Source organism: Micromonospora sp. HK10 (assembly GCF_000982955.1).
GTDB lineage: Bacteria > Actinomycetota > Actinomycetes > Mycobacteriales > Micromonosporaceae > Micromonospora.
Genome location: NZ_KQ058856.1, coordinates 36,543 through 50,800 on the forward strand (window position 1 = coordinate 36,543; position 14,258 = coordinate 50,800).

Annotated in this window: 10 protein-coding genes; 7 read left to right on the forward strand and 3 right to left on the reverse strand. The window is 74.9% G+C overall.

What is annotated here, in order from left to right:
• Positions 1 to 5 precede the first annotated feature (5 nt).
• Positions 6 to 1,181 carry a flavodoxin-dependent (E)-4-hydroxy-3-methylbut-2-enyl-diphosphate synthase gene (ispG, locus tag LQ51_RS22420; protein ID WP_046568796.1) on the forward strand — a complete coding sequence of 392 codons (1,176 nt, stop codon included), beginning with the start codon at positions 6 to 8 and terminating at the stop codon, positions 1,179 to 1,181.
• Between the two features lie 124 nt (positions 1,182 to 1,305).
• Here the strand turns inward: ispG and LQ51_RS22425 are convergent, their stop codons facing one another.
• Positions 1,306 to 1,902 (reverse strand): PadR family transcriptional regulator, encoded by a 597-nt coding sequence (locus LQ51_RS22425; protein ID WP_046568798.1) that lies wholly within the window; start codon positions 1,900 to 1,902, stop codon positions 1,306 to 1,308.
• A 124-nt stretch (positions 1,903 to 2,026) separates the two neighbouring features.
• On the opposite strand from LQ51_RS22425, the gene LQ51_RS22430 reads away from it, so the two are divergent.
• The 6 genes from LQ51_RS22430 (at position 2,027) to LQ51_RS22455 (ending at position 11,407) form a co-directional block, all read left to right on the forward strand.
• Positions 2,027 to 3,250, forward strand: a complete 1,224-nt coding sequence (locus tag LQ51_RS22430; RefSeq protein WP_046568800.1) for an MFS transporter — start codon at positions 2,027 to 2,029, stop codon at positions 3,248 to 3,250.
• Positions 3,251 to 3,329: 79 nt separating this feature from the next.
• The gene (locus LQ51_RS22435; protein ID WP_046568801.1) at positions 3,330 to 4,169 is read left to right on the forward strand and encodes a GNAT family N-acetyltransferase; all 840 of its coding nucleotides are present in this window, start codon (positions 3,330 to 3,332) and stop codon (positions 4,167 to 4,169) included.
• 168 nt (positions 4,170 to 4,337) lie between these two features.
• Positions 4,338 to 5,060, forward strand: coding sequence for an ATP-binding cassette domain-containing protein (locus LQ51_RS22440; RefSeq protein ID WP_046568803.1), 723 nt, complete (start codon positions 4,338 to 4,340; stop codon positions 5,058 to 5,060).
• The gene (locus LQ51_RS34400; RefSeq protein ID WP_046568804.1) at positions 5,057 to 7,207 is read left to right on the forward strand and encodes a YhgE/Pip family protein; all 2,151 of its coding nucleotides are present in this window, start codon (positions 5,057 to 5,059) and stop codon (positions 7,205 to 7,207) included. Before LQ51_RS22440 ends, LQ51_RS34400 begins: the two co-directional genes overlap by 4 nt.
• A gap of 10 nt (positions 7,208 to 7,217) precedes the next feature.
• On the forward strand, positions 7,218 to 7,811 hold the full coding sequence (locus LQ51_RS22450) for a TetR/AcrR family transcriptional regulator (protein WP_046568806.1): 594 nt from the start codon (positions 7,218 to 7,220) through the stop codon (positions 7,809 to 7,811).
• Positions 7,812 to 7,900: 89 nt separating this feature from the next.
• A complete protein-coding gene (locus LQ51_RS22455) occupies positions 7,901 to 11,407 on the forward strand; it encodes an ATP-binding cassette domain-containing protein (protein ID WP_046568807.1) in 3,507 nt (1,168 codons plus the stop codon).
• A 50-nt stretch (positions 11,408 to 11,457) separates the two neighbouring features.
• On the opposite strand, the gene LQ51_RS22460 is transcribed toward LQ51_RS22455, so the two are convergent.
• Positions 11,458 to 12,525 (reverse strand): NADH:flavin oxidoreductase/NADH oxidase, encoded by a 1,068-nt coding sequence (locus LQ51_RS22460; protein WP_046568808.1) that lies wholly within the window; start codon positions 12,523 to 12,525, stop codon positions 11,458 to 11,460.
• Positions 12,526 to 12,590: 65 nt separating this feature from the next.
• Positions 12,591 to 13,883, reverse strand: coding sequence for a dicarboxylate/amino acid:cation symporter (locus tag LQ51_RS22465; RefSeq protein WP_197087874.1), 1,293 nt, complete (start codon positions 13,881 to 13,883; stop codon positions 12,591 to 12,593).
• Positions 13,884 to 14,258: the final 375 nt, after the last annotated feature.

Genomic DNA, 14,258 nt, shown 5'->3' on the forward strand with positions numbered 1-14,258 from the left:
CTGAAGTGACCGCTGTCAGTCTCGGTATGCCCCCCGTGCCGCCGCCGCCGCTCGCCCCGCGCCGGGCCAGCCGCCAGATCATGGTCGGTTCGGTGCCGGTCGGTGGCGGCGCGCCGGTCTCGGTCCAGTCGATGACCACCACCCTGACCGCCGACGTCAACGCCACCCTCCAGCAGATCGCCGAGCTGACCGCGTCCGGCTGCCAGATCGTCCGGGTGGCGGTGCCCTCCCAGGACGACGTGGAGGCGCTGCCCGCGATCGCTAAGAAGTCGCAGATCCCGGTCATCGCCGACATCCACTTCCAGCCGAAGTACGTGTTCGCCGCGATCGACGCCGGCTGCGCCGCGGTCCGGGTGAACCCGGGCAACATCCGGCAGTTCGACGACAAGGTCAAGGAGATCGCCAAGGCGGCCGGCGACGCCGGCGTGCCGATCCGGGTCGGGGTGAACGCCGGCTCGCTGGACAAGCGCCTGCTGGCCAAGTACGGCAGGGCCACCGCCGAGGCGCTGGTCGAGTCGGCCCTCTGGGAGTGCTCGCTCTTCGAGGAGCACGGCTTCCGGGACATCAAGATCTCGGTCAAGCACAACGACCCGGTGGTGATGATCCGGGCCTACCGGCAGCTCGCCGAGCAGTGCGACTACCCGCTGCACCTGGGCGTGACCGAGGCGGGCCCCGCGTTCCAGGGCACCATCAAGTCCGCGGTGGCGTTCGGCGCGCTGCTGGCGGAGGGGATCGGCGACACCATCCGGGTCTCGCTCTCCGCGCCGCCGGTCGAGGAGATCAAGGTGGGCGCCGCCATCCTGGAGTCGCTCGGCCTGCGCGAGCGGGGCCTGGAGATCGTCTCCTGCCCGTCCTGCGGGCGGGCCCAGGTCGACGTCTACAAGCTGGCCGAGGAGGTCACCGCCGGCCTGGAAGGGCTGCCGGTGCCGCTGCGGGTGGCCGTCATGGGCTGCGTGGTGAACGGCCCGGGCGAGGCCCGCGAGGCCGACCTCGGTGTCGCCTCCGGCAACGGCAAGGGCCAGATCTTCGTGAAGGGCCAGGTCGTCAAGACCGTGCCGGAGGGCCAGATCGTGGAGACGCTGATCGAGGAGGCGCTGCGGATCGCCGACGAGATGGGCGCCGAGCTTCCCGAGGAGCTGCGCGGCCTGGTGCCGGGCGGCGCCACGGTCACCGTGCACTGACCGCCGCCACCGACACGTGCGGCCGCCCCCACTCGGGGGCGGCCGCACGTGTCGGTTCAGGCCGGGGTCACCGGTCGGGGTGGCGGTCCCGTGACCACCCCGGCCGGCGCACCGTCGGCGCGGCTCACTCGGACTCGGCGAGGATGGCGTACAGCTTGCGCCGGGTCTCGTCGAGCACCTGAGCGGCGCGTGCCCGCTGGTCGTCGGTGCCGGTCGTCATGACCTGCCGCAGCGCGTGCATGGCCTGCTGGCCGGCGTCCCGGATGTCGTGCCAGCTGTTGACGGTCTGCTCGGCGAACTCCGCCCAGGGCGGGGTCTGCGCGGCCTGGGCCGCCTCGGACTGGCCCTGTTCGGTGAGGGTGAAGCGCTTGCGTCCGCCGTCGGAGTCCGCGGCGGCGGCGATGACGCCCTCGTCCTCCAGCAGTTGCAGGGTCGGGTAGATCGAGCCGGGGCTGGGCCGCCAGGCCCCGCCGGTCCGGGAGTCGATCTCCTGGATCATCTCGTAGCCGTGCATCGGCCGCTCGGTGAGCAGCGCCAGCATGGCGGCGCGCACGTTGGGCCGGCGTCCCCGGCCGCGTCCGCCCCGACCCCGGCCGTGGCCGTGACCGTGACCGTGCGGGCCGGGCGGGAACGGCGGCGGACCGGGCGGTACGGGCGGGAAGCCGAAGCCGCGCCGGCGCAGCTCGTCGTGTGCGGCGTGCATCCGTCGGTGGAATCCCATCAGGCTCTCTCCTTCTCGGGTGACTATCACTGATGCATCAACGATATATCGGCAATGCATCAACGACAAGACGGCCAGGTGGGTGACGGTTAAAACCGTACGGACGTACTGCTAGGGTGCGAGGGTGCGTCTGCTTCCCGAACCCGGCCCGGCCCGGGTCCTCGCCCTCTCCACGCTGGTCAACACCGTCGGTCGGGGCACCTGGCTGACCGCCAGCGCGCTCTTCCTCACCCGCTCGGTCGGGCTCACGGTCACCCAGGTCGGGCTCGGGCTCACCATCACGGCGCTGGTCAGCCTCGTCGCCAGCACGCCGATGGGCTACCTCGCCGACCGGCTCGGGCCGCGCGGCCTCCAGATCACCGCGCTGCTCGCCTCGGCCGGCTGCACCGCCGCCCTGGTGGCGGTCCGCTCGTTCGCCGGGTTCCTGCTGGTCGGCATGCTGATGGCGGTCGCCGACTCGGCCACCCGGGGCGCCCGGGGCGCGCTCATCGCCGGCGCGGTCCCCCCGGACCAGCGGGTCCGCACCCGCGCCTACCTGCGCGCCGTCACCAACGTCGGCATCTCCGTCGGCGCGGTGCTGGCCGGCGTCGGCCTCGCCGCCGACACCCGGACCGGGTACGTGTCGCTCATCCTGCTGGACGCCGCCAGCTACCTGGTGGCCGCGGCGGTGCTGCTCCGGCTTCCACCCGTGCCTCCGGTCCCCGCGCCCACGCACGGGCCGCGGCTGATCGCCCTGCGGGACCGCCCGTTCCTCGCCTTCACGGTCCTGGACGGGCTGATGTCGATGCACTTCGGGCTGATCAACATCGCGCTGCCGCTCTGGATCGCCGGCCACACCACGGCGCCCCGCTGGCTCGTCTCGGCCTGCCTGCTGGTCAACACCGTGATGGTGGTGCTCTTCCAGGTCCGCGCCTCGCGGGGCACCGAGGACCTCGCCGGCGCCGGCCGGGCCGCCCGCCGGGCCGGCCTGGTGATCGCCGTCGCCTGCGTGCTCTTCGCGGCGAGCGGGTGCCTGCCCGTGGCGGTCGCCGTGCCGCTGCTGCTCGGCGGCGCGCTGGTGCACGTGGTGGGGGAGCTGTGGCACGCGGCGGCCGGCTGGGGCATCTCCTTCGGCCTGGCCCCGGCCCACGCCCAGGGCCAGTACCAGGGCGCCTACGGGATGGGCATGCAGCTCGGCTCGATGGTGGCTCCGCTGGTGGTGACCACCCTGGCGATCGGCTGGGGCGTACCGGGCTGGCTGCTGCTCGGTGGCCTGTTCCTGGTGCTCGGGCTGCTGGTGCCACCGGTGGTCGGCTGGGCCGCGCGGAGCCGCCCGGCGGCGCCGGCCGAGCCGGTCCCGGTCGGCTGAGCGGCGACTGAGCGGACGATCGGCGGCGGTCCTCAGGTCGGCCCGCGCGGGCCGGTGCCGATCTGGCAGGCTGGTATCCGTGCTCACGGTGCCGGTACGCCAACTCGGGGAGTCGGAGCGCCGCGCGGTCGAGCGGCTGCTGGATCTCGACCCGTACGCCGGCGCGCAGGTCGCCGAGCGGGTGGCCGCCAAGGGGCTGGCCTGGTGGCGGGCCGAGGGGCGGATCCTCGGCTACGGCGGCCGGCGCAACCTGGAGTCGATCTGCTGGCTGGGCGGCAACCTGACCCCGGTGCTCGCCTCGCCGCCGGCGGTGGCCGCGTTCGCCGAGCAGCTGAGCACCGAGGAACGGCTCTGCTCCTCGATCGTGGGGCGCGCCGACGCGGTGCTCGGCCTCTGGGAGCGCCTGTCCGGGCAGTGGGGCCCGGCCCGCGACGTACGCCCCAACCAGCCGCTGCTGGCCACGGAGGCCATCCCCCCGGTGGCGCCCGACCCGCAGGTGCGCCGGGTGCGGGCGGTGGAGATCGACCAGCTCTTCCCGGCGGCGGTGGCGATGTACACCGAGGAGGTCGGGGTGTCGCCGCTGGCCGAGGATGGCGGGCGCGGCTACCGGCGGCGGGTCGGTGACCTGGTGCGCGCGGGCCGCGCCTACGCCCGGTTCGTGGACGGCCGGGTGGTCTTCAAGGCGGAACTGGCCGTGGTGACCCGGCGGACCGCGCAGGTGCAGGGGGTCTGGGTGGCGCCCGAGTGGCGCGGCCGGGGCATCGCCACCTCGGCCATGGCGGCCGTGGTACGCGACGCGCTGACCCGGGTGGCGCCCACCGTCAGCCTCTACGTCAACGACTTCAACCTGCCCGCCCGCCGGGTCTACGAGCGTTGCGGGTTCCGCCCCGTGGGCACCCTCGCCACCGTCCTCTTCTGAGCCGGCCACGAGATCCGCGCCGGGGCCGGTGCCGGACCCGGCGCGGGAACCGGCCAGCCGGCATGGCCGGGATCACGTCCGCGCGCCTTGCGCCGAACCGGACAACCGGCGCTATGCTGACCCTGTTTTTATACTGACTGGTCAGTTTAGAAAGTCGGGCGGGGTGCGATGCGAATCGTCGAGGCCAGCGGGCTGGGTCTGCGGACCCGACGCGGCTGGGTGTACCGGGACGTCGACCTCAGCGCCGACGCGGGCGAACTGCACGCCGTCACCGGCCCACCCGGCAGTGGTCGCACCTCGCTGCTGCTCACCCTCGCCGGCCGCTTCCCGCACACCGAAGGCGAGCTGACCCGGCGCGGCCCCGCCGCCCTCGGGCAGGTCGCCGGCGTGCACGAGCCCGACCCCGCGCTGACCGTCGCCGAGCACATCCAGGAACGGCTACTGCTGCTCGGGCCGGTGCCGCGCCGCCGCCGGCTCGTCCCGGTCGCCACGGTGCGGGCCCGCCGGGCGTACCGCCGGGACGCCTTCGCCGCCGCGATCGCCGGCGCCGGCCTCACCGACACCCCGCTCGACCCGCACCGGTACGGCCGCGACCTCACCCCCGCCGAACGGCAGGTGCTCGGCCTCGTGCTGGCCAGCCTCAGCGGCCCCAACCTGATCGTCGCCGACGACGTGGACGCCGGCTCCGACGCCGCCGAACGGGACTGGATCTGGGCCGCCCTGAACCGGCTCGCCGACCACGGGTACGCCGTGATCGCCAGCGCCCGCGCCGTCCAACCGGGCGCCACCGCCGTCGAGCACCGGATCGGCGACCCCACCCTGCCCACCCCCGCCCTCGTCGCGCCCCGCGCCGGCGGCGACCGGCACGACACCCGGGAGACCGCCGCATGAGCGCCCTCCGCCTGGCCCGCTTCGAGCTGCGCCGGATGATCCGCGGCCGGCTGCCGCGCGCCGCCCTCGCCGTACTCACCGTCATCCCGCTGCTCTACGGCGCGCTCTACCTCTACGCCTTCTGGGACCCGTACGGGAAGCTGGACCGCATTCCGGTCGCCCTGGTCAACGCCGACCGGCCGGCGAAGGCCGGCGACGGCAGCGCGGTGCATGCCGGCCGGGACCTCACCGAGGAACTGCTCGACCGCAAGGTGTTCGGCTGGACGGTGACCGACCAGGCCGACGCCACGGCGGGGCTCAACGACGGCCGCTACCACCTGGTCTTCGCCATCCCGGCCGACTTCTCCGCCACCCTGGCCGCCAGCCCCGAACCGGACCAGCCGGCCCGCCGGGGCGAGCTGAAGGTGGTCAACGACGACGCCACCAACTACCTCTCCGGCCTGCTCGCCCGCTCCGCGTTCAGCGAGATCCGGGCCGCCGCCGCGGAGAGCGCCGCCGCGACGTACTTCGACCGGATGCTGATCGGCTTCACCGATGCCAAGGCCGAGACCGGCCGGGCCGCCGCCGGCGCCGACCGGCTCCACGACGGGCTGGGCGCCTCGCAGCAGGGCGCCGGGAAGATCGCCGACGGGATGGGCGCCGCCGAGGACGGCGCCGACCAACTGGCCGGCGGCCTCGGCACCTCCGCGCGGGGCGCGGCGAAGCTGGCCGGCGGCCTCGACCAGCTCTACACGGGCGCGGCGCAGATCGCCGACGGCACCAGCCGGGCCGCGACCGAGACCAGAGCCGCCGCGGCGCAGGTGGACGCGGCCGCCGACCGGTACGAGCCGCTGCTGCGCCGCAACGCCGACACCATCCGGCGCGCCGCCACGCTCGTCGCGGAGGGCGCGCAGACCCTGGCCGACGGCATCGACGCGCTGCCGGCCCGGGCCGACCAGGTGGTGCGCCGGGCCGAGGAGGTCCGCGACCGCCTTGACGCGCTGGCGAAGGCCCACCCGGAGCTGGCCGACGACCCGAACCTGGTGGCCGCCCGGCAGGCCGCGGAGAAGGCGGTCACCACCGCCCGGGCGATGGTCGCCGCGCTGGACCGCGCCGACCTGGCCGCCCTCCGGACGCAGCTGACCGAGGTCGCGCGGACCGCCCGCGACGTGGCTGCCGCCGCCCCCCACCTGGCCGACGACATCGCCGCCGCCCGGGCCAAGGTCGACCAGCTGGCCAACGGGCTGAACACCCTCGCCCAGGGCAGCGCCAAACTCCGCGACGGCCTCGGCGGCGCGGCCGACGGCGCCGACGAGCTGCGGGGCGGGCTCTACCGGCTGGCCACCGGCGCCCGCCAGCTCGACGGGGGCCTCGCCCAGCTCAGCAGCGGCAGCAACCGCCTCGCCGACGGACTGACCAAGCTGGAGGGCGGCGCCGGCGACCTCGCCGACGGGCTCGCCGCCGGAGAACGGAAACTGCCCGGCTACCACGACGCGGACAGCCGCGCCGACGTCCTCGGCGACCCGGTCGGGCTGATCCGCCACTCCGAGCACCCGGCCGGCTCCTACGGCGTCGGCTTCGCCCCGTACTTCCTGGCCCTGGCCCTCTGGGTCGGCGCGATGATCACGTACCTGGTGCTGCGGCCGGTGAACCGGCGGCACGTGATGTCCGGCGCCCCCGGCTGGCGGGTCGTGCTGGCCGGCTGGCTGCCCGCCGCGGCGATCGGGCTGGCCCAGGTGGCCGTGCTCGTCACCGTGGTCACCCTGGCCCTCGGGCTGCGCCCGGCCCACCCGGTGGCCACCATCGGGCTGCTCGCCCTCACCTCGCTGGCGTTCACCGCGATCGTGCAGCTGCTCGGCGCGGCGCTCGGCCCGGCCGGCCGGCTCGCCGCGCTGGCCCTGCTGATGCTCCAGCTCACCTCCTCCGGCGGCACCTACCCGGTGCAGACCTCGCCCGGGTTCTTCCAGGCCATCCACCCGTGGCTGCCGATGACGTACGTGGTGAGCGGCCTGCGGCACACCATCAACGGCGGCCCGGCCGCCCCGGTGCTCACCGCGGCGCTGGTGCTGGTCGCCTTCGGGGGCGGCGCGCTGGCCCTCGGTGTCGGCGCGGCCCGCCGGTCCCGCCGGCTCACCCCGGCCAGGCTGCACCCCGAACTGGCCATGTGAGGATGGGCGGGTGACGGACGGACGGTCGCGACGGCGCGAGGACACCCGCCAGCGCCTCTTCGTGGCGGCGGTGGAGCTCATCGCCGAACGGGGCTTCTCCGCCACCACAGTGGACGACATCGCGGCCCGGGCCGGGGTGGCGAAGGGCACCGTCTACTACAACTTCGAGTCCAAGACGGCCCTCTTCGAGGAGCTGCTGCGGCACGGCATCGGCCTGCTCACCGCCGACTTCCGGGCCGCCGTCGACGGGCTGCCGCCCCGGGAGGCGCTGGCCGCGCTGGTCCGCGCCGAGCTGGAGTACATCCGCCGCTACCGGGCCTTCGCCCAGCTCCTGCTCTCCGAGATGTGGCGCACCAACCGGGAGTGGCAGCAGACCCTGCGGCTGCTGCGCGGCGAGGCCATCGAGGTGATCGCGGAGAGCGTACGGGCCGGGGTGGCCAGCGGGGACCTCCCGGCCGACCTGGACGTCGGCACGGCCAGCTCGGCGCTGTTCGGCGTGGGTCTGGTGGTGGCCGTGGACTGGTTGGTCTTCCAGCCCGACCGGCCGATCGAGGACGTCCAGGAGGCGCTGCTCGGCATCGTCCGCCGGGTCGCCCAGACGTGACCCCGGCGCGGTAATTCGTTTGAGCGCGCTGCCCGGCCGGGCGAGGCTGGGGGTACCGCCCCCACCGACCCGAGTCCGGAGGACCTTCCATGCGCCTGCTCCGAGACCTCTGGGCCACCGCACCCCGTCGGTTGGCGGTCGTCCTGCTGTTCATCGTGCTCGCCGCCGCCGGACAGGCGGCCGCGTCGGCGCTGGCCGGGCCGGTGCTGGTACATCGGTCGGTCGGCTGGTTCGTCGCGCTCGCGGCGGCCCTGGTCGCCGCCGTGGTGAGCGACCTGGTGATCGGGCTGATCATGGCCCGGCTGACCGCCGACTGGTCCGCCGACGTACGCCGTCGGCTGTGCCGGGTGGCGCTCGGCCAGGACCTGCCCACCCTGGAGACCACCCCGGTCGGCGAACTGCTCGACCGGATCGACAACGACGTCTACCAGGTCGGCGCCGAGCTGCGGAACACCGGTGTACGGCTGATCCAGGGGCTCGCCGTCTGCCTGCTGGCCACGGTCAGCGCGCTGATCGTCTGGTGGCCGGCCGGCGTCGGGATGATCGTGCTGACCGCCCTGCTCGGCGTGCTGCTGCGCCGCCCCACCGCCCGGATCGCCCCGGCCCGGATGGCCGAGGAGGAGGCCTGGTCCGATCTGGCCGCCGTGATGGAGGAGGCGGTGCACGGCCAGGACGACGTCCGCACCAGCCTGGCCCGGCCGTACGTGCTGCGGCTCTACGCCCGGCGGGCCGCCCAGGTGATCTCCCGCGGCGGCCGGGTGTTCCGGCTCTCCGCCCGGGTCACCGCGTTGGCCGCCGGCGGGGTCCGGCTCGGCATCGTCGGCGTGGTGCTGGCCGGCGCCTGGGCGCTGAGCACCGGGCGGGTGGACGCCGCCCGGCTCACCGCCATCTGGCTGCTCGTGCTCGCGTTCGGCGCCACCGTCGAGCACATCGCCCGCTGGGTGCCGCACCTGCAACAGGCCTTCGGCGCGTGGGCGCGCGTGCAACTGCTCGCCGGCTCCCGCCAGGAACCGGCCGGCGGCGCCGCCCCGGTGGACGGCGACCTCACCGTCCGCGGGCTCACCTTCCGCTACCCGTCCAGCGAGGATGGGCGCGGCCCGGCGCTGCGCGACGTGCGGCTCACCTTCGCCCGGGGCCGGTCGTACGCCCTGGTCGGGCGGACCGGCTCCGGCAAGTCGACGCTGACCAAGGTGCTCACCCGGGCCGTCGACGTGCCGTCCCACACCGTCTTCCTCGGCGACACCGACCTGGTCGACCTGGACGTCGAGGCGCTGCGCCGGTGGATCGCCGTGGTGCCGCAGCGCACCGAGATCCTCGCCGGCACCCTCGCCGAGAACGTCGCACTCTTCGACCCCGCCCTGCTCGGCGACGCCACCCGGGCGCTGGAGGAGCTGGGGCTGGCCGGCTGGATCGCCGAACTCCCCGACGGGGTGCACACCCGGCTGGGGGAGGGCGGGCACGTGCTCTCCGCCGGGCAGGAGCAGCTGGTGGCGTTCGCCCGGATCCTGGTCCGCGACCCCCGCGTGGTGATCCTCGACGAGGCCACCGCCCGGCTCGACCCGGTCACCGAGACGCGGGTACGCCAGGCCACCGAACGCCTGCTCACCGACCGGATCGGCATCGTCATCGCGCACCGGCTCTCCTCCGTACGCCGCTGCGACGAGGTGGTCGTGATGGCCGACGGGGCGGTGCTGGAGGCCGGCCCGCTGCGCGAGTCGGCCCGCTTCGCCGAACTGCTGGCCACCAGCCACGCCGGCGCGTACGCGGGCACCACCGGCCGGCGCGGCGGGGTGGACCTGCTCGACGGGCCGGAGGACGACTGGACGGACGAGCCGACGGAACCGGGCTCGCCGGCCCGGCCCGCCGGACCGGTCCGGCCGGTCGCGGTGCCGCGCACCGACCCGCCGCCGCTGCCCGCCCCGCCGCCCGCGCGCACGTTGCGGGAGATCCTCCGGCTGGGCACCAACGATCCCCGGTACGGGCTGCTCTCGGTGGGGCTGTTCATCGTGATGACCCTGCTCGGGCTGGACGGCGCGGTGCTGCCCTGGCTCTGGGCCGGGGTGGTCGGCGGGGGAGATCCCTGGCTGCCGGCGCTCGGAATCGGCGCCGCGCTGCTGGTCGTGCTGCCGCTGCCGTACCTGACGAACCTCTGGTTCCCGCAGTGGTGGATCCGGCAGATGCTGCGGATCAGCGCCCGGCTGGTGCACGGGCAGACCGGGCCGCGCCGGGTCAGCGGGCACAGCCCGGCCGAGGTGGTGGCCCAGGGCGGCGACACCGACCGGGTGGTGCAGCTCGCCGACAACCTGATGGACCAGTTCATCTCGGTCGCCATCCTGATCACCATGACGGCGGTGACCGGCAGCTTCGTACCGGCGCTGTTCTTCCTCGGCACCATGGTGGTCTCCGGGCTGGCGGCGACCCTGTTCGGCCCCCGGCTGGAGCGCAGCGCGCGCGGCACCGTCAAGGCCCGCGCGGCGTTCGCCACCGCGCTGGTCTCCTCGCTCTCCGCCGCCCGTACCGTCAAGCTCGCCGGCGCCACCCGGCCGGTGCTGGACCACCTGGCGGCGCTGGACGTCGTGCGCAGCGACCGGCAGCGGCGGGAGATCGCCATGCAGGTGTGGGCCCGGTCCACTCCGTCGCTGGCCAGCGGCCTGCTGCCGATCGGGGCGTGGGCGCTCTACCTGGCCGGTGGCCTGTCCGCCGGTGCCACCCTGGTGGCGGTCTCCACCCTCGGCGCGGCGCGCTGGTTCGCCTGGACCACCGCGTCGCTGGTCTCCAACTACCCGTCGGCGCGGGTGTGGACCCGGCGGACGGCGGCGATGGCCGGGACCGGCGTCTACTCGGCCCCGCTGCCCGGGGTGGACCTGGCCGCCGGCACCGCGCCGGCGCCCGAGCCGCCGCCCCGGAACCCGCTACGCCGGCTGGAGCTGACCGGGTTCGGCGCGCTGCACTCCGACGGCACGCTCGCCGTCCGGGACGTCGACCTGACCGTGGACCGGGGACAGTTGGTGCTGGTGGTCGGGCCGGTCGGGGCCGGCAAGTCGTCGCTGCTGCGCGCCCTGGCCGGGATCGTCCACCACACCGGCACGCTGCGCTGGAACGGCGAACCGGTCACCGAGCCGGAGCTGTTCCTCCGCCCCAACCAGGTCGGGTACGTGGGTCAGCTGCCCCGGGTGCTCTCCGGCACGGTCGCGGACAACATCGCGCTCGGGCACCAGGTCGACGCCGCCGACGCGGTGACCACCGCCCAGCTCGACCACGACCTGGCCGCCGCGGGCGGTGGGCTGGGGCTGCTCATCGGGCACAAGGGGACGCGGCTGTCCGGCGGGCAGCTCCAGCGGCTGGCGCTGGCCCGGGCGCTGGCGCCGCGTACCGAACTGCTGGTCGCCGACGACGTGTCGTCGGCGCTGGACGTCACCACGGAGCTGGCGCTGTGGGCGGCGCTGCGCGAGCACGGCGTGACCGTGGTCGGCTCGACCGCCAAACGGGCCGCGCTGGTCCGGGCCGACCACGTGGTGGTGCTCATCGACGGGCAGGTCGCCGCCCAGGGGACGTGGCGCGACCTCGAGTCCCGCTGGGGTCACCTGGCCGGCTGACGCGCCCGGCCCCGATCAGCCCGGCCCCGGGCCGATCGGGGCCGGGGCGGTCAGAACGCGCGGGCGTACTGGTGCGGCCAGCCGGGGGCGGCGCCGAGCTTGGCGGCGGCGCGGCACGGCCAGTACGGGTCGCGGAGCAGCTCCCGGCCCAGCAGGACCAGGTCCGCTTCGCCGGTGGCGACGATCTGCTCGGCCTGCTCCGGCTCGACGATGAGGCCGACCGCGCCGGTGGCGACGCCGGCGTCCCGGCGGATCCGCGCGGCCAGCGGTACCTGGTAGCCGGGGCCGACGGGCACGCTCGCGGTGGCCGAGGCGCCGCCCGAGGAGGTGTCCACCAGGTCCACCCCGGCGGCGGCCAGCTCGCCGGCGAGCACCACGCTGTCCTCGACCGTCCAACCGCCGTCCACCCAGTCGGTGGCGGAGATCCGGGTGAGCACCGGCACCGCCTCGCCGACCGCGGCGCGCACGGCCCGGGCCACCTCCAGGGTGAGCCGCATCCGGGCGGCCCGGTCACCGCCGTAGCCGTCGGTGCGGTGGTTGGTCAGTGGGGAGAGGAACTCGTGCAGCAGGTAGCCGTGCGCGGCGTGGATCTCCACGGCGGCGAAGCCGGCGGCCAGCGCCCGGGTCGCGGCGGTGGCGAACGCCTCGATGACCGCGGCTAGGCCGGCCCCGTCGAGCGCGGCGGGGCGCCGGTAGTCGGGCAGGAACGGCTCGCCGCCCGGGCCGACCGGGGTCCAGCCGCCCTCGGCGTCCGGCACGCCGCCGCGGTGCTCGGCCCACGGCCGGTACGTCGACGCCTTGAACCCGGCGTGCGCGAGCTGCACTGCCGGCACCGCACCCTGGGCGGCGACGAACGCGGTGATCGGGCGCCACGCGTCGACGTGGGCGTCGGACCAGAGGCCGGTGTCCTGGGGGCTGATCCGCCCTTCGGGCAGTACGGCGGTGGCCTCGGTGAGGAGCAGCCCGACCCCGCCGACCGCGCGGGAGCCGAGGTGCACCCGGTGCCAGTCGGTGGGCAGACCGTCCGGGCCGGCGCTGTACTGGCACATCGGTGCCATCGCGACCCGGTTGGGCAGGGTGACGCCGCGCAGGGCGAGGGGTGTGAACAGGGCGCTCATGCCGTCATCCTTCAGCAGGCGGCCGGGGGAGGGCGGTGGGCCCTCCCCCGGCCGGGGAGTGGAGATCAGGCGGGTACCGGCTGGAGCCGGTCCGCGGGGCGGTCGGCCTCGTCCGGCGCCAGCAGCTCGCGCCGGCCGGCCGAGTCGTACGCGGTGCGGTCGAGGGTGCCTTCGCGGGCGGCCACGATGGTCGGCACGACGGCCTGGCCGGCCACGTTGGTGGCGGTGCGGATCATGTCGAGGATCGGGTCGATCGCCAGCAGCAGGCCGGCGCCGGCCAGCGGCAGACCCAGCGTGCTCAGGGTCAGGGTGAGCATCACGATCGCACCGGTCAGGCCGGCGGTGGCGGCCGAGCCGACGACCGAGACGAAGGCGATCAGCAGGTAGTCGGTGACGCCCAGGTGCACCCCGAAGACCTGCGCCACGAAGATCGCGGCGAGCGCCGGGTAGATGGCGGCGCAGCCGTCCATCTTCGTGGTGGCGCCGAACGGCACCGCGAAGGAGGCGTACTCGCGGGGGACGCCGAGGCGCTCGACCGAGCGCTGGGTCACCGGCATGGTGCCCACCGAGGAGCGGGAGACGAACGCCAGCTCGATGGCGGGCCAGGCGCCGGCGAAGAAGCGCACCGGGTTGAGCCGGCCGGCGGCCAGCAGCAGCACGGGGTACACCACGAAGAGCACGATGGCGCAGCCGACGTAGACCGCGGTGGTGAACTTGGCGAGCGGCGCCAGCAGGTCCCAGCCGTACGAGGCGACGGCGTTGCCGATCAGGCCGAGGGTGCCGATCGGGGCGAGCCGGATGACCCACCAGAGCGCCTTCTGCACGATGGCGAGCACGGAGCGGTTGAGCGTCACGAACGGCTCGGCGGCCTCGCCGATGAGCAGCGCGGCGGCGCCGACCACCAGGGCGAGGAAGACGATCTGGAGGACGTTGCCCTCGACGAACGCGCCGACCGGGTTGGTCGGCACGATGCCGGTGAGGAAGTCGGTCCAGGAGCCGGTCTTCTTCGGCGCGGCGGCGCCGGCCACGTCGAGGGTGACGCCCTTGCCGGGGTCGGTGAGCAGGCCGAGACCGATGCCGATGCTCACCGCGACCAGCGCGGTGATGCCGAACCAGAGCAACGTCTTCAGCGCCAGACGGGCGGCATTGGCCACGCCACGGAGGCTGACCACGCTGACCACGATGGCCGTGAAGACCAGCGGCGGTACGGCCAGCTTGAGCAACTGGACGAAGAGGTGCCCGACGGTGTCGAGGGTGCTGGTCAGCCAGGCGAGGTCGTTGGCGCGGGCGAGGAAGCCGAGCGCCACGCCGAGGACGAGGCCGAGCAGGATCTGCAGGGAAAAGGGAAACTTGCGCAGGGCGGAAGCCATGGGGTCGGTCCAAGGTCTGGTGGGGTGAACGGGGCAGCGTCAGGAGAGTGGCTGCGCCGGACAGATGCCGCTGGCCTGCCGTCGGAGGTCGACGTACAGGCGCACGGTCAGGTGCCAGACGTTGGTCATCGCCGGCCGACGTTACTCCCGGCCGCCGCCCACTGGAAGGAGCGGGCCGCGTGACGCTCCTTACAGCCCCGTTTCCGACCCGTCGACCCTTTCGTCATGATCGTCAGTACGTTCGCGACCGCCCCGGCTTCCCCGGCCGGCCTTGGCGTCGCCTCTCGGACGCGGCCTCCGGGCCGCGACCTCCCGGGACGTGGCCCTCTCGGGACGTAGCCCTCTCGGGACGTAGCCCTCTCG

What these genes read in the sequence shown, in the direction of transcription:
- LQ51_RS22425 (WP_046568798.1), bottom strand. Translation starts at nt 1,902, where the DNA reads ATGGGATTCCACCGACGGATGCACGCCGCACACGACGAGCTGCGCCGG.
- LQ51_RS22440 (WP_046568803.1), top strand. Translation starts at nt 4,338, where the DNA reads ATGCGAATCGTCGAGGCCAGCGGGCTGGGTCTGCGGACCCGACGCGGC.
- LQ51_RS34400 (WP_046568804.1), top strand. Translation starts at nt 5,057, where the DNA reads ATGAGCGCCCTCCGCCTGGCCCGCTTCGAGCTGCGCCGGATGATCCGC.
- LQ51_RS22455 (WP_046568807.1), top strand. Translation starts at nt 7,901, where the DNA reads ATGCGCCTGCTCCGAGACCTCTGGGCCACCGCACCCCGTCGGTTGGCG.
- LQ51_RS22460 (WP_046568808.1), bottom strand. Translation starts at nt 12,525, where the DNA reads ATGAGCGCCCTGTTCACACCCCTCGCCCTGCGCGGCGTCACCCTGCCC.